At 51.3% G+C, this 14,619-nt stretch carries 14 protein-coding genes; 6 read left to right on the forward strand and 8 right to left on the reverse strand.

The window, feature by feature from the left end; genetic code table 11:
* Positions 1 to 53 precede the first annotated feature (53 nt).
* The 3 genes from BKD14_RS18300 to BKD14_RS18310 all read right to left on the reverse strand — a co-directional run bounded on the left by BKD14_RS18300 (position 54) and on the right by BKD14_RS18310 (position 2,318).
* The gene (locus BKD14_RS18300; protein ID WP_083647287.1) at positions 54 to 485 is read right to left on the reverse strand and encodes a methylated-DNA--[protein]-cysteine S-methyltransferase; all 432 of its coding nucleotides are present in this window, start codon (positions 483 to 485) and stop codon (positions 54 to 56) included.
* Between the two features lie 128 nt (positions 486 to 613).
* Complete coding sequence (locus BKD14_RS18305; RefSeq protein WP_083647288.1) at positions 614 to 1,654, reverse strand: LLM class oxidoreductase; 1,041 nt, start codon at positions 1,652 to 1,654, stop codon at positions 614 to 616.
* Between the two features lie 40 nt (positions 1,655 to 1,694).
* On the reverse strand, positions 1,695 to 2,318 hold the full coding sequence (locus BKD14_RS18310) for a glutathione binding-like protein (RefSeq protein WP_075657563.1): 624 nt from the start codon (positions 2,316 to 2,318) through the stop codon (positions 1,695 to 1,697).
* 126 nt (positions 2,319 to 2,444) lie between these two features.
* On the opposite strand from BKD14_RS18310, the gene BKD14_RS18315 reads away from it, so the two are divergent.
* Entirely contained in the window at positions 2,445 to 3,338 is an 894-nt protein-coding gene (locus BKD14_RS18315; protein ID WP_075657564.1) for a LysR substrate-binding domain-containing protein, read from the forward strand.
* Position 3,339: 1 nt separating this feature from the next.
* Here BKD14_RS18315 and BKD14_RS18320 read toward each other — a convergent pair whose 3' ends face one another.
* The 3 genes from BKD14_RS18320 to BKD14_RS18330 all read right to left on the reverse strand — a co-directional run bounded on the left by BKD14_RS18320 (position 3,340) and on the right by BKD14_RS18330 (position 7,368).
* Complete coding sequence (locus tag BKD14_RS18320; RefSeq protein ID WP_083647291.1) at positions 3,340 to 4,992, reverse strand: iron ABC transporter permease; 1,653 nt, start codon at positions 4,990 to 4,992, stop codon at positions 3,340 to 3,342.
* 155 nt (positions 4,993 to 5,147) lie between these two features.
* Entirely contained in the window at positions 5,148 to 6,170 is a 1,023-nt protein-coding gene (locus BKD14_RS18325) for a Fe(3+) ABC transporter substrate-binding protein (protein ID WP_075657566.1), read from the reverse strand.
* Between the two features lie 112 nt (positions 6,171 to 6,282).
* Positions 6,283 to 7,368 carry an ABC transporter ATP-binding protein gene (locus BKD14_RS18330; protein ID WP_075657567.1) on the reverse strand — a complete coding sequence of 362 codons (1,086 nt, stop codon included), beginning with the start codon at positions 7,366 to 7,368 and terminating at the stop codon, positions 6,283 to 6,285.
* Positions 7,369 to 7,494: 126 nt separating this feature from the next.
* Between BKD14_RS18330 and BKD14_RS18335 the strand changes: the two genes are divergently transcribed.
* Positions 7,495 to 7,863, forward strand: a complete 369-nt coding sequence (locus BKD14_RS18335) for a DUF488 domain-containing protein (RefSeq protein WP_210215538.1) — start codon at positions 7,495 to 7,497, stop codon at positions 7,861 to 7,863.
* 194 nt (positions 7,864 to 8,057) lie between these two features.
* Entirely contained in the window at positions 8,058 to 8,837 is a 780-nt protein-coding gene (locus BKD14_RS18340) for an acetoin reductase (protein WP_075657568.1), read from the forward strand.
* A gap of 160 nt (positions 8,838 to 8,997) precedes the next feature.
* Here BKD14_RS18340 and BKD14_RS18345 read toward each other — a convergent pair whose 3' ends face one another.
* Both BKD14_RS18345 and BKD14_RS18350 read right to left on the reverse strand, forming a co-directional pair.
* The gene (locus tag BKD14_RS18345) at positions 8,998 to 9,891 is read right to left on the reverse strand and encodes a sugar kinase (protein WP_075657569.1); all 894 of its coding nucleotides are present in this window, start codon (positions 9,889 to 9,891) and stop codon (positions 8,998 to 9,000) included.
* 8 nt (positions 9,892 to 9,899) lie between these two features.
* Positions 9,900 to 10,982 carry a D-TA family PLP-dependent enzyme gene (locus tag BKD14_RS18350; RefSeq protein WP_075657570.1) on the reverse strand — a complete coding sequence of 361 codons (1,083 nt, stop codon included), beginning with the start codon at positions 10,980 to 10,982 and terminating at the stop codon, positions 9,900 to 9,902.
* A gap of 226 nt (positions 10,983 to 11,208) precedes the next feature.
* On the opposite strand from BKD14_RS18350, the gene BKD14_RS18355 reads away from it, so the two are divergent.
* The 3 genes from BKD14_RS18355 to BKD14_RS18365 all read left to right on the forward strand — a co-directional run bounded on the left by BKD14_RS18355 (position 11,209) and on the right by BKD14_RS18365 (position 14,614).
* On the forward strand, positions 11,209 to 12,729 hold the full coding sequence (locus BKD14_RS18355; RefSeq protein WP_075657582.1) for an ABC transporter substrate-binding protein: 1,521 nt from the start codon (positions 11,209 to 11,211) through the stop codon (positions 12,727 to 12,729).
* An 80-nt stretch (positions 12,730 to 12,809) separates the two neighbouring features.
* Entirely contained in the window at positions 12,810 to 13,751 is a 942-nt protein-coding gene (locus tag BKD14_RS18360; RefSeq protein WP_022709304.1) for an ABC transporter permease, read from the forward strand.
* Complete coding sequence (locus BKD14_RS18365) at positions 13,751 to 14,614, forward strand: ABC transporter permease (protein ID WP_022709303.1); 864 nt, start codon at positions 13,751 to 13,753, stop codon at positions 14,612 to 14,614. The genes BKD14_RS18360 and BKD14_RS18365 overlap by 1 nt, the downstream gene beginning before the upstream one ends.
* Positions 14,615 to 14,619 lie beyond the last annotated feature (5 nt).

Consider the following 14,619-nt stretch of genomic DNA (forward strand, 5'->3'; position numbering starts at 1 on the left):
CCTCAATCGCTTAAGTAAGGATGAGGGAAAGCTATAAACTGCTACTCAAGCTGTCAGAGTAAGCGTTCCTGATAAAGGCTGCCTTCCAGACGCAACAGTGCTTCTTTCTTGGCTAGACCGCCGCTAAAGCCTGTTAGTTTGCCGTTGGCACCGATGACGCGGTGGCAGGGAACAATAATCGAAATCGGATTAATAGCATTCACGCGGCCAAAAGCACGCGCAGAACCGCGATGACCGGCACGTTCTGCAAGTTCACCATAGGTGACGACTGTACCATAAGGCACTTTTGCAAGCTCCTGCCATGCTGCCTTCAGAAAAGGCGTGCCAAGTGGTGCTAGTGTAAGATCAAAATGACGTCTCTCCCTTGCGAAATACTGATGTATTTGCTCCGCGACATGGCCTACAGCTGCATCATCATGTCGTGTAACAGGGATTTGTGTATTGGCCGGATGAACGCGGCTGTCATTCTCAAAATCAAGGCGCATAACCGCGCCCTGATCATTCACAATAACGGTTAGCTCACCAATAGGCGTCCGAATACAACCTGAGTAAAAACATACCGGCATGAGCATTGTTCCGCTTGAATATTTTGAATGCATAAAGCAGTGACAATCTACCACTTTATGTTTGATGGTGCAGCGCCAGCAAGAGAAGGAAATAAAGGTAAAACTTCTTCTGCCAGTTCTTGTATAATCTCTGATGGCGGACGTGAAGCAAATTGCATACCAAGTGCCGCATGATTAACGCCGGCTTGCTGCCATTCTCCAAGAAGGTCAATCAGTCCTTTACGTCCTGTTTTCAAAACAAAGCCGCCATTGAGTGGTGTACGCGGGAAATCAGGATCATCGGTCAATTCCAGCCACTCATTCGTGACATGCGGGCGAAATCCGCGGTCAGGAATTGCATCGCGCCAGCGACGGATATTTTGTGCCAAACGTAACGGCCCTTCTTGTGTATGTGTCTGTTGCGGATAAGTCAGCCAACCATCCGCATGCTCGGCTATCCATTGAGGTGTCTGGCGGCTTGATCCTGTGACCAGCAAAGGAATCCGTCCATAAGCTGGCTTTGGCAAAAACTCTGCTTGTGCAAGTTCTCCCAAACTCGAGCGTATCGGCAGTGAGCTTTCTGCCAGTAATTGGCGAAAATAGATGACAGTTTCTGCAAAACGCTCAGCTCTTGTATCCAGATCTAACCCATAAGCCGGAAACTCGACCGGCCTGTCGCCTGATGCTATTCCAAGAACAAGCCGCCCGCCGGACAAATGGTCAATGGTGCTTGCTGCTTTGGCGAGATCAATCGGGTGGCGCAGGGAGAAAATCGCACTGCCGGTTGCCAGTGAAACTCTGGTTGTTTGTGCGGCAAGATAGGAAAGATAGGTAAACGGATCAAAAATCTGGCCGGCATCACCAAAAGATGGATCATATAGCGGAACATCCCGCACCCAGACGGAAGCAAATCCGCGTTGGTCAATGTCTTTGACAAGAGCAGTTTGTCCTTCAAGAACGCGCATATCGCCTTGATAAAAGCGAAGTGGCAGAAATATGCCAATCGTAAGTTGATTGGCAGCAAACATACGGGTGTAACCCGGATGGTGCGCAAAGGCTTCTGATGACATACCGGATGTAATTTCCGAAGCAGACAGATTGTTGTTCATGATAAGGCTTTCAAGGAATAGAAAACTTGGCAGATCGAGGCTAAGGACCGGTAGCCGGTTGCGGCAAAGTAATGCCGCGCAATACAGCAGGCCGCGCAGCAATTTTTTGATGCCAGTTGCTTAAGTACGGATGGTGATCGAAATTGAAGCCGCAAATCTGAGCAATATGTGTCCAGCCGAAGGCCGCTATATCCGCAATGGAATATTCTGATCCGGCAAAATATTCAGCGTTACTCAGCCGTTGATTGAGCACCTGATAAATATCGTTTGTCAGTTTTTGGTAACGGGTAATAGCGGGCTGTAATTTGGTTTCAGCGAAGATTTCGAAATGAACACGCTGACCAAAGATCGGCCCCATGCTGGACGAATGAAATTGCAGCCATTGAAGTGCCTGCCAGCGCTCCGCAAAAGATTTTGGCAGGAGCTGGCCGGATTTTTCAGCGATGTAGAGCAGAATGGCAGCAGATTCAAACAGCACTATTCCTGTTGTATTGTCCGTGATGACAGGTATGCGCCCATGCGAATTGAGTTTCAGGAAATCCGCACTGCGGTGTTCACCCTGTTCAATCTGAATATGATGCAGTGTGTAGTCTAAGCCTGTTTCTTCAAGGGCAATGGTTGCTTTGAACCCGTTCGGAGATGAATCGCTATAAAGTTCAATCATTTTTTCCTTTTGATGATGTGTCAGAAAATCTAAATTATGGTAGCATCATCTGAAGACATATTTATTTGGTAATAGTGTATTTCTAAAACGATTGATTCTGATCGTTGAGTTTAGGAAAACTAAATTATGGGTAAGGTTTTGCCATTGCTGGCTTTACGGGCTTTTACCGAGACCGGACGCACGGGCAGCATTAAAAGTGCAGCTGAGATGATGGGAGTAACGTCAGGTGCTGTAAGCCAGCAAATCCGTCTGCTTGAGGAGCGGACAGGCGTAACGCTTTTCAGGCGTACCCGATATGGTGTGGAACTGACGGAAGCAGGGGCGGGTGTTTATCCCGCATTGATGCGGGCATTTGCACAGATTGAAGCGAGTCTTGCCACTCTTGAGACAAGCACGGAGCGGCAGACTTTGACTGTCAGCACGCTGCCTTCTTTTGCTGCTTCATGGCTGGTGCCGCGTCTGGGCAAATTTATGGAACAAAATCCGGAGATTGAAGTCCGTGTTGAGGCGTCGTCCGGCTTAACCAACCTGCATGGCGGACGTGTCGATATAGCGATCCGTCACGGGCTTGGTGATTATCCGTCTTATGATGTGCAGCCTTTGATTGCGCCGGAGCTTGTGCCGGTGATGTGTCCTGCATTACTTGCTTCCGGACCTGCTATTGATGAGCCTTCAGATTGTCTGGCCTATCCTTTGCTGCAGGATTCAGATCGTGCTGACTGGCGTTTGTGGCTTACTGCCTGCGGTGTGGAACCGACACCGGAAGCGGAGCGGGGCACCGCTTTCGATGATGATTTCCTGTTATTGCGTGCTGCTGAGGCCGGACAGGGAATCGCTCTTGTGCGGGATATTTATGCCAGACCGGAAATTGCGGCAGGGCGTCTGGTGCTTGCCATAGACCGCCCCTGGCCGACACAATTTGCTTATTATGTGCTGACCTTACCCGAAAATGCACAAAAACCTGCTGTGAAGCTGTTTATTGAGTGGCTGCATCAGGAGGTGGCTACAGAGAGCAGGTAGCTTACAGGCGGCGCCCAACACGGGATAAGACAATGACCGGCAGGATACCGATGGCAACAATTGCCAGTGCTGCAATCGAGGCTTCCTCATAGGTACCGCGTGCCGCTTCTCCGTAAAGATGGGTTGCCAGTGTTTCCACGTTGAGAGAGCGCAGCAGCAGGGTAGCCGGAAGCTCTTTCACGCAATCAACAAAGACCAGCAATGCCGCTGCACTGAGCGCTGTTTTGGACAGAGGCAAATGAATGTGCCGGAATGTGCCGGTTGCCGTCTCACCCAATGTTCGGGAGGCCTGATCATAGGTGACGGGAATACGGTTGAACCCCGCATCAATACTACCGGCGGATATTGCTAGAAAGCGTACCAGATAGGCATAGATCAATGCGGCACCGGAGCCCAGCAAGAACAGGCTGACCGACATATTAAACCATGACATGGCGATCTGGCTGATAAAGCGATCCGCTGCGCCGGTAATAATGAGCACGCCGATCGCAATCACCGTTCCGGGGGCTGCATAGCCCATGGTGGAAAAGCGGAAAAACCATTGCGAGGCATTGCCCGGACGTAGCCGGATCGCATAGGCAACGATCAGGCCGATGGTGAGTGTAACGATCGTCGCGACCGAAGCCAGTATTACCGTATTGATGATTTCATCATAAAGGCGCGGCGAGATGCCGGCAAAACGCATGCGTTTCCATGCTTCAGTCGCCAGATAAATAGCCGGAAAGACAAAACCGAGCAGGATTGGTGTAAGCCCCAGCAAAAAGAAAATGCCGCCACGTGTTGCGCTGACTTTATGTGGCGTGAATTGCTGGCTGCGTTTTGCACTGGATGAAAAACGCTGTTTGCGTCGCGCCCAGCGTTCAAGCGAGACGAGGCAGACAACAATCAGCAAAAGCGCCAGTGCAATTTGTGCAGCCCCCGGCAGATCCGAACGCGTGACCCATGTTGTATAAATGGAAACTGTGAGCGTGCGGATGCCGAGAAATTCAGCTGCACCAATATCGTTCAGCGTTTCCATCAAAGCGAGACTGATGCCGACGGCAATGGCAGGACGTGCCATTGGCAGAGCAACACGCCAGAAAATCGCATTACGGGTGACACCTAAAGTCCGTGCCGCATCAATCAATGAAGAAGACTGCGTAAGGAACATCGCCCGTGTCGGAATATAGACATAAGGATAGAGCACAAAACCAAGCAGCAGAATGCAGCCGGTCATGGAGCGGATATCCGGCAGGCGAAAATCGCGCGGGCTGGCAAACCCTAAGAGCGCACGTAATGCGCTTTGAACAGGGCCGATCGGGTGCAGAATATCAAGATAGGCATAGGCAATAATGTAAGTCGGAACAGCAAGCGGCAGCAGCAAAGCCCATTCCAAAATCTTGCGCCCGCGAAAATCATAGGCTGTTACCAGCCATGCTGCAGAAGTGCCGACAATTGCAACAATAATGCCGACACCGGTCAGCAGAATGAGTGTATCAACGAATGCAACCGGTAATGTTGTGGCCAGAAGATGCGACCATAAACCGTCAGAACCCTGAGCGGCTTGTAAAGCAAGCGCCAGCACCGGCAGAAAAACCAGAAACGCGCTGACTGCTGAAAGGCAGAGCCATAAAGATCCGGCACGGAAAAACCGGCTTTTAGAATATGCTGGCATATTAAGGCTCGCCATTATCCGGAGCGGCTTTGATTTGTCCTGAAACGGAAAACCGCTCTTTCTCTCAGTGTTGCAGTTGAAACGAATCGTCGTCGTAACTGCTTTAATATAAAAAACGCCGCTCTTCATTATTCATAAAGAGCGGCGCTTTTTTATTAATTGTCGAAGCCTACTTTGTCGACCAGTTCACTGGCCTGTTTGCGATGGCTTACGATTTCTGTGAGCGGGGTTTTGTCGATTGTCAGCTCACCGAAGGATTTCACAATCGGATCAAGCGGCGCACCGGCTTTAACCGGATATTCGAAATTGGCTTCCGCATAGATTTTCTGAGCTTCATCAGAAATCAGATATTCAAGCAGCTTCACAGCAGCGTCTTTGTTCTTGGCATGTTTGGCAAGGGACGCACCGCTGATATTGACCTGTGTGCCGCTTTCTTTGAAGGTTGGCAGAATGACTTTGAGGCTTTCACCCCATTTGACCTGCTCTTCACCGCCTTTGCCGGAACGCATTAGGCCGACATAATAGGAGTTTGCAACTGCGATATCGCAAATGCCGCCTGCAATGTCTTTCGCGCCGTCACGGTCACCGCCGGCCGCTTTACGTGCCAGATTGGCTTTGACGCCTTTCAGCCATTCTTCGGTTTTTTCAGCGCCGTAATGGGCGATGTAATCGGCGATCAGGGCTGTGTTGTAAGGATGCTGGCCTGCACGGATACAGATTTTGCCTTTCCATTTCGGATCAGACAGATCTTCATAATTCAGAGCGGTAACATCCAGATCCTTGGCGGCGTAAACAACGCGGGCGCGCATGGACAGGGCAAACCACTCACCTTTAGCATCGCGCAGCTGTGCCGGAACGGCTTCTTCCAGTACTTTGGACGAAACAGGCTGGGTGAGGCCTTTTTCTGTCAGATCGATCAGGTTGCCCGCATCAACGGTCATCAGAATGTCTGCAGGGGAATTCTCACCTTCAGAGGCAACGCGCTCAGCCAGACCGTCTTTCAGGAATACGGTGTTGACCGTAATACCGCTGGAAGCCTTGAAGGCATCAAGCAGAGGCTGGATCAGACCCGGTTCGCGGGTGGTATAGATATTGACTTCCTCTGCATTCGCAGCGCCTGCGAAAAGGGTTCCGAGGACGAGAGCAAAGCCTGCTTGCGCATATCCGGTTCTGGTCATTGTATCTCTTTCATGATTGAAACTGCATGGACAGAAATTATGATTAATAAAGTCAACTATTGGTTGACTTTGACTGTCAAGTCAAGCCTTTGTGAGCAGGTTGTATGTGCGTTTAATCGCGGAAGAAGAGCGCTTTGTCCGTATCAAGCTGCAAATGTATTTTCTGAATATTGGCCGGCAACCGGAGAGAGGTGCGGATGCGCAGGGGCGTTTGCAGATCACCGGTGCGGATGAGCAGTTCTTCAGTTTCGCCCAGAAAATGACGGCCTGTCACTGTGCCTTCAGTTGTGTTCTGCAGATTATCTGTGCCAGCCACCGGAAGAATATGGGAAGGTCGCAGATACATTGTTACCGGTCCGTCGCTGAGCTCTGTATTGCTGACCGGAAAAGTGCCGAGCGGAGTTTCAATCGTACCGTTTTTGATTGTGCCCGGAATAGCGTTGAAACTGCAGAAGAAATCAGCTGCATAACGTCCGTTCGGGTGGTCGTAGATTTCATGCGCTGTACCCTGCTGGATGATCTTGCCGGATTTCATCAGGATAATCCGGTCTCCGGCAGACAAAGCCTCTTCGGCATCATGCGTCACGATAATAACGGTGGTGCCCAACTGGCGCAGCAGAGCAATGGTTTCACTGCGTACTTTCTGGCGCAAACCCTGATCGAGATTGGAAAAGGGTTCATCCATCAGCAGAATGTCCGGGGTCGGCGCCAATGCGCGCGCCAATGCCACGCGCTGTTGTTCACCGCCCGAGAGCATATGCGGATAACGGGATGCCATATGGGACAAGCCGACCAGAGCCAGCAATTCATCGGCACGGGCCGAGGCTGTTGCCCGCGGTGTTTTCCGCAAGCCGAACAGGACATTTTGCTTTACCGTCAGATGCGGGAACAGGGCGTAATTCTGAAAGACTACGCCGACGCGGCGTTGCTCCGGTTCGATAAAATGCGTACCGTTGACGATAGGCTGGTTATTAATGAAAACCGAACCGCTGTCCGGCGTATCAATACCGGAGATAATCTTCAGCAGAGTGGTCTTCCCGCAACCGGAATGACCGACAAGACAGATGATTTCACCGGAAGCAACAGACAGCGAAATATCCTGCAGTGCGGCAGTGGTGTCGAAATGTCTGCTGACGGATGAAACCTCCAACGCAGCAAGTCTGTTATCACTTTGTCCGGTGTGGTCTTTTGAATGCACTGTTCACTCTGCCTGTTTCCGTTCTGATTTTGCTATAACACCGGTTCCGGAGTTGTACTATAAAAACCTGACATTTATTATCTTGTAAAACTGAATATGTTTGGCAATGCCGGAGGAGCACGGGCAATGTTGAAAATCGCAGTGAAACGGATTTACGAAGATGTCTCACCGGATGATGGTTTCAGAGTGCTGGTTGACCGCATCTGGCCGCGCGGTATGAGCAAAGAGCATGCTGCCCTTGACCTCTGGCTCAAAGAGATCGCGCCGACAACGGAACTGCGGCAATGGTTTCATCATCAGGAAAGCAGTCCGGAAAACTGGCAGATATTCTGCGGGCGCTATCGTGAGGAATTGCGGCATAATCCCGAACCTGTGAAACTGCTTTTGCAGCATTGTTCAGAGGGGGCGGTTACGCTGCTTTATTCGGCGAAAGATACAGATCATAATCAGGCAATTGTTCTCAGAGATTATTTGTCCGGGCAGCAAGCGCCGTAAACGGCGATGTTTTGAGAGATGTTTTCTGACTTGTATGAAAAATTGATTGTAATCAATGAATTAATGCAGGAAATCTGCAATTCTGCCCTCATATCCGGTAGCAGACATGCGTTGCAAAAGGCCATATTGCGGCCGTGTATGGCAGGCATGTTGACCGGCAGGTTTTCGATCCTCAAGACGAAAAGGATATGATTATGACTGTTACCAATAAGGTTGCGTTAGTTACCGGTGCTGCACAGGGTATTGGCCGCGGTATTGCTTTGCGTTTGGCGAAGGACGGTTTCGATCTGACGCTTGTGGATCTAAAAGAAGATAAGCTTGAAGAGGTTGCTAAAGAGATTGAAGCACTCGGGCGCAAGGCAACGACTTTTGCTGCCGATGTCAGCAAGCGCGATGATATTTACGCGGCCATTGAATATACCGAGAAAGAGCTTGGTGGTTTTGATGTGATTGTGAACAATGCCGGTATTGCGCAGGTTAAGCCGCTTGCCGAAGTGACGCCGGAAGAAGTTGACCGGATCTTTAAGATCAATATTGACGGTGTACTCTGGGGTATTCAGGCGGCTGCGGCGAAGTTCAAGCAGCGCGGCCAGAAAGGCAAAATCATCAATGCGTCGTCTATTGCCGGTCATGATGGTTTTGCGATGCTTGGCGTTTATTCCGCAACCAAATTTGCAGTACGTGCGCTGACGCAGGCTGCGGCGAAAGAATATGCCAGCGCGGGCATTACCGTGAATGCTTATTGTCCGGGTATTGTCGGTACCGATATGTGGGTGGAAATTGACGAACGCTTTGCGGAAATTACCGGTGCACCGAAGGGCGAGACCTATAAGAAATTTGTTGAAGGGATTGCCCTTGGCCGTGCGCAAACACCGGATGATGTGGCCGCGCTGGTTTCTTTCCTTGCAGGGCCGGATTCTGATTATATTACCGGTCAGGCCATTCTTACTGACGGCGGTATAGTTTATCGCTAAGTGTTTCACTTTTTTGGAAAAAAGAGCCCGCCGGAAACTCCGGCGGGCTTTTGTTTTTAGAGCATTTCACAGTCAAGTTGGATCAACTTGACGTCGGGATAATGCGACAAACTAAAAAAACTAGAGCGAGCACTGTGATCCAACATGAACGTAAACCGCTCTAGTCGACCAGAGCACCATAATGCTGAATGGTTTTTGCAGCGACTTTAGCTGCAAAACGGATGGCGACCTCGGCATCGCCGGTTTGTGCGAAATGACCTAAGAATGAGCCGTTGAAACTGTCGCCTGCACCGGTCGTATCGATAATCTCTGCGACGGGCGCTGTTTTGACTGTAAAAGACTGGCCGTCAAAAAGAACTTCAATTTCATCCGCACCATTTTTGACGATGATCCGCTTCAACCCGTAGCCTTGATAGCGGCTGATTGTGTCCGCTGTCGTCAGATCGCCGAAACAGGCAGCTTCATCATCAAAACTTGGCAGCACCAGATTGCTGGCTTTGGCACCACGGATCAGTTGTGCGCGCATATGGTCTTTATCTGCCCATAGGCGCGGGCGAATATTGGGGTCGAAAGCGATAATCTTATCCGTATCACGGAGCTCTTGAAGAATGCTGAGCAGATTATCAGCCCCGTCACCCTCAAGGATTGCCAGCGTGATGCCGGAGAAAACAACAATATCAGAAGCTTCAATGGCCTGCCGCAATGCAGTTTTGTTTTCTGCCAGCAGACGCGCTGCGGATTGCGACCGCCAATAGGAAAAACTGCGCTCACCATTATTGAGATGCACCATATAGAGGCCGGGCATGCGCGATGCATGGCGGCCTATATAGTCGGTTCCGATCTGTTTTTGTGCCATGAATGCCAGCATGGCATCGGACAGTGCATCCTGCCCTAGCAGGGTGAAATAGCTGACTTGCCAGTCAGTTGGCAGCGCCGCACGGGCATAATAAGCGGCATTGAAGGTGTCTCCGGCAAAGCCTTGCCGTAACAAGCCGTTGCCATCGGGAGCAAGCTCGATCATTGCCTCACCGATGGCGAGAAACTGTCCGCTCATGATTAACCTCAGACCAGCTTGCCACGGGCTGCAATCGGCCAGCTTTCAGTGACCATGCCGTTGCGCTGGATATAGAGGCTGTCAAACATATTGGTAACGACGCAAACATGGTTCGGGATGATCCGCACTTTGTCACCGACCTTGAGGTTGATCGGCTTTTCGCTGACCAGACGGCCATGTTCTTCCGACAACTGATCGATGCGGATATCATCGCGGCCGAGGACATGGCCATAACCACTCAATCCGAACAGGTCAGAAGTCAGCGTTTTGCTGCCTGCATCAATAATCGCGCGGTTGTCAGACGGAACGGACACAACGGTCGCCAGTACAAAAAACGCACAATCATCGTAACTGCAAGCGCCGCGCTCAACCAGTGAGCGGTCATTATAAATATAGGTGCCGGGGCGGTATTCTGTAACAACAGGGGCATCAGCCGCACTCATCATTGAGGGGGTGCCGCCGGAGGTAATGAGCGGAACTGTGATGCCGGATGCTTCGATTTTTTGTTTTGCCTGTTCCATGAAGTTTTCAACGGCAGCATGGGCATTGGCTGGCGGATAGGTCATCAGACCGCCGAAATGCAGACCCGCTGCATTATGAATGGCCTTGGCAAGTTCTGCTGCTGCTTCAGGCGTTGCTACACCACAGCGGTCTGCACCGGTATTGCACTCTACCAGTACTGTTAACGGCTGTGCCTCATTGGCGAAAGCTTCGGACAGACCATTAATCACAGTCATATTATCCGCAACCACACTCAGTTTTGTGCGGTGTGCGAGCGCTTTGAGCCGGTCAAGTTTTTCGCTGCCTAAAATATTATAGGTAATCAACAGGTCAGGGGAGAGACCATATTGTTTTTGCAAGCCGTCGAGCATGGCTTCTGCTTCAGAGATTTTCTGGCAGGTAATGCCGTCTGCGCCTGCTGCAAGCTGGGCATAGGCCAGCGCCGGTAATTTATGTGTTTTGATGTGAGGACGCACCCTGAAACCATGCTGGTTCGCATAGGACTGAAAATTACGGATATTTCTTTCCGCAATATCCAGATCAACGACAATTGCCGGTGTGTTCAATTGGTCCGCAAGTTTTGGTTCCATTTTTCCTCACAAATTCCGCGACCCTGTTGACTTGCCTTTCAGACGTCAAAAAACGTACCGGTCAGGCTGGTCGCCCCCTTGACAAGTTATGCATACTGTATTGAGATACGTCAATCCGGTAAAATAGACTAATGTCCATTATTTTGGACAAAATGAAAAATCATACCGAGGAGGAGCTGCATCACCTGATGCAGGCAAACAATTGGGGGTTCAGAAAATGCAGGCAATGAAACTGGCACTGTTATTGGGTGCCGCGACAATCGCATTGACACCATCCGCTTTCGCGCTGCAAAAAGGCGGCGTGCTGGATGTGGCAACTATTGGTGAGCCGCCGACACTGGACCCGATGGTCTCAACGGCTGATCTCGTCGGTATTGTCAGTCAGCATATGTTTGAGACGCTTTATACTTTCGATAAAGACTGGAAACCGGCGCCGCTTCTGGCTGCCAGCCTTCCGGAAATCTCTGCCGACGGAAAAACCTATCTGATTAAACTGCGTGAGGGTGTTAAATTCCACGATGGTTCGGACATGACATCGGAAGATGTTGTGGCATCGCTCAAGCGCTGGACAACCTTAGCCTCGCGAGGCAAACAGGCAGCAACTTTGATTGAAGCCATTGAGCCGGTTGACGATTACAGCATCAAAATCACGCTGAAGCAGCCTTATGCACCGCTAACTTCCTTGCTCGCCTTTAACAATTCCGCGGCCATTGTTTTGCCTTCTGAAAAACAGGCTGAGCCGATGACTGAATTTGTCGGCACCGGCCCTTATCAGTTTAAAGAGCGTAAGCCGGATCAGTATATTCAGCTGGTGCGTTATGACGGTTATAAATCGCAGAAAGGCGAGCCGAGCGGTTATGCCGGTGGCCGCCAGCAAAATCTCGATGAAATCCGTTTTGTGCCGGTGCCGGATGCCAATACTCGCGTAGAAGCTGCGGTTTCCGGCCAGTATGGTTATGTGGATGCGCTGCCGGTTGAGGCTTTTGACCGTGTTTCCGGCTCGGCGTCTTCGGATGCGGTGATGCTCAAACCATTCGGCTGGCCGGTTTTCATTATGAACACCTCCAAAGGCATTGCTGCAAACCGTGATCTGCGTAAAGCCGTTCAGGTCGCATTGAATAATGAGGACATGCTGACTGCCGCCTATGGCAGCAAGGATTTCTTCAGCGCCGAGCCGTCACTTTATCCGTCCCAATTCATCTGGAGCACAGATGCGGGATCGGAAGGCAGTTATAATGTCGGCGATGCGGAAGCTGCAAAAGCCCTGCTGAAAACTGCGAATTATAACGGCGAGCCGCTGCGTATTCTCACCAGCCGTCAATATGAGTTCCATTATAAGATGGCACAGGTTGCCGCTGAATATCTGAAACTGGCCGGTTTCAATGTTGATATGCAGGTGGTGGACTGGGCAACACTCACCCAGCGCCGTGCTGATCCGGCGCTCTGGGATATTTACATCACCCATAGTCCGTTCCTGCCGGAACCGGCTCTGATTGATCCTCTTTCAGTGAGTGCACCGGGCAAGTGGAATACACCGGCGCGCGCCAAGGTAATGGATGCATTTAATGCGGAGGCTGATCCGCAGAAGCGTGCGGCACTCTGGGCAGATGTGCAGAAAGTCGTGTTTGACGAAGTGCCGTTCATCAAAGTCGGTAATTTCAACAATCTGTCTGCCAAATCCAAGAAACTGGATGGTGTTACGCCTGCGCCATGGCCTTATTTCTGGAATGCTTCCGTTACGCAGTAAATAAAACAGGCCGCGCCAGCTTCGGAGGAGAGGCGGCGCGGCTTTAAGTTTTGGGTATTCCCGAATTGGGTGGAGACTGAATGCTACGCTATATCATACAGCGTCTGATCGGCATGATCGTGGTCATGTTTCTGGTTGTGACGATTGTTTTTGTGATCGTCCGCGTCACACCGGGTGATCCTGCAGCCGTCATGCTGGGGCCGGAAGCGACACAGGCTGATATTGAAGGATTGCGAGCAAAGCTCGGTCTCGACCGCTCATTGCCGGTGCAATATGGCTATTACCTGCTGCAATTGCTGCGCGGTGATCTTGGCCAGTCGATCTTTCTCGGTCAGCCGGTTGCCCATGCCTTGGCGGAACGGGCAGAGCCGACATTCTTTCTCACATTGTTCTCCATTCTGATTGCCAGTGCGATTGCATTGCCGGTCGGTATTTATGCCGCGGTAAAGCGAGGTTCATTTTTTGATCAGACCGCAACGGCGCTGGCGATGTTTGCCGCAAGTATTCCAAGCTTCTGGCTCGGCCTGCTGCTGATGCAGGTATTTGCCGTGCGCTACGGCTTGTTTCCGGTTTCCGGTTATGGCGGGCCGGATACGAGTTTCGGCGAGCGGATGATGCATCTGGTGCTGCCGTCTTTCGCGCTGGGCATTGTGTCATCTGCTTTGATTATGCGTTTTACCCGCGCTTCGATGCTGGATGTGCTGGGCGATGATTATGTGCGCACAGCCCGTGCCAAAGGGCTGAATGGCAGACGCGTGGTGATGAAACATGCGTTTAAAAATGCGCTGATCCCGATTTTGACAGTGATCGGGCTGACCGCAGCTGTACTGATTTCCGGTGCCGTGGTCACAGAGACGGTGTTTGGCCTTCCGGGGGTTGGCAATCTGGTGGTGTCGGCTGTGATGCGTCGTGATTATCCGGTTATTCAGGGAGCATTGCTGGTGATTGCCGCGCTCTATGTTCTGATAAATTTTGCCATTGATATGCTTTATCTGGCCGTCGATCCGAGGGTGCGTTACTGATGACCGGCTCCAGTGTAAAATCCTCAGAAACATGGTTGTTTATCCGTCGCCTGTTGCGCCGCCGTACCGTTGCATTCGGCCTGTTCGTCCTGATCGTTTTTGTGTTGCTAGCCGTTCTGGCACCACTGATTGCGCCTTATGCACCGGGTAAATTGTCGATCAGCAATCGTCTGACCGCACCGAACGGCACATGGTTTTTCGGCACCGATGAATTTGGCCGCGATGTGTTTTCCCGCACACTTTATGCGGGGCAGCTGTCATTGGCAGTCGGTGCCGCCGTGGTGGTGCTGGCAAGCCTGATTGGCATCACACTCGGCTTGCTGGCCGGTTTTTTCCAGCGGCTGGATACACCGATTGCGCGTCTGATTGATGCGATGATGGCTTTTCCCGATATTCTGCTGGCGATTGCGCTGGTGGCAGCCCTCGGGCCTTCGCTGACAACAGTGATTGTGGCGCTGTCGATTGTCTATGCACCGAGACTGGCGCGTGTGGTGCGTGCTTCAACACTCGTTATCCGCGAACTGCCTTATATTGAGGCATCGCGTGCGCTGGGCATTTCCACGCCGCATATTATGACCCGCCATGTGTTGCGCAACTTGCTGTCACCTATTCTGGTGCAGGGGACGTTTCTGTTTGCGCAGGCCATGCTTGCTGAGGCCGGTCTGTCCTTTCTGGGGCTTGGTGTCAGTCCGGAAATTCCGACATGGGGCACGATGATTGCCTCCGGCCGTCAATATGTCGGACAGGCAGACTGGATGACGCTGTTTCCGGGTTTTGCCATCATTCTCGCCGTGCTGTCGTTGCAGATGGTGGGCGACGGATTGCGCGATCTGCTCGATCCGCGTTTGCGTAAAGATATGTGAGGGCA

This window comes from Pseudochrobactrum sp. B5 (genome assembly GCF_001939785.1).
Classification (GTDB): Bacteria; Pseudomonadota; Alphaproteobacteria; order Rhizobiales; family Rhizobiaceae; genus Pseudochrobactrum; species Pseudochrobactrum saccharolyticum.

Coding starts and splice junctions, on each gene's coding strand:
- BKD14_RS18300 (WP_083647287.1), bottom strand. CDS start 485: ATGCGCCTTGATTTTGAGAATGACAGCCGCGTTCATCCGGCCAATACA.
- BKD14_RS18335 (WP_210215538.1), top strand. CDS start 7,495: ATGTTGAAAATCGCAGTGAAACGGATTTACGAAGATGTCTCACCGGAT.
- BKD14_RS18325 (WP_075657566.1), bottom strand. CDS start 6,170: ATGACCAGAACCGGATATGCGCAAGCAGGCTTTGCTCTCGTCCTCGGA.
- BKD14_RS18320 (WP_083647291.1), bottom strand. CDS start 4,992: ATGCCAGCATATTCTAAAAGCCGGTTTTTCCGTGCCGGATCTTTATGG.
- BKD14_RS18365 (WP_022709303.1), top strand. CDS start 13,751: ATGACCGGCTCCAGTGTAAAATCCTCAGAAACATGGTTGTTTATCCGT.
- BKD14_RS18305 (WP_083647288.1), bottom strand. CDS start 1,654: ATGAACAACAATCTGTCTGCTTCGGAAATTACATCCGGTATGTCATCA.
- BKD14_RS18360 (WP_022709304.1), top strand. CDS start 12,810: ATGCTACGCTATATCATACAGCGTCTGATCGGCATGATCGTGGTCATG.
- BKD14_RS18315 (WP_075657564.1), top strand. CDS start 2,445: ATGGGTAAGGTTTTGCCATTGCTGGCTTTACGGGCTTTTACCGAGACC.
- BKD14_RS18340 (WP_075657568.1), top strand. CDS start 8,058: ATGACTGTTACCAATAAGGTTGCGTTAGTTACCGGTGCTGCACAGGGT.
- BKD14_RS18355 (WP_075657582.1), top strand. CDS start 11,209: ATGAAACTGGCACTGTTATTGGGTGCCGCGACAATCGCATTGACACCA.
- BKD14_RS18350 (WP_075657570.1), bottom strand. CDS start 10,982: ATGGAACCAAAACTTGCGGACCAATTGAACACACCGGCAATTGTCGTT.
- BKD14_RS18345 (WP_075657569.1), bottom strand. CDS start 9,891: ATGAGCGGACAGTTTCTCGCCATCGGTGAGGCAATGATCGAGCTTGCT.
- BKD14_RS18310 (WP_075657563.1), bottom strand. CDS start 2,318: ATGATTGAACTTTATAGCGATTCATCTCCGAACGGGTTCAAAGCAACC.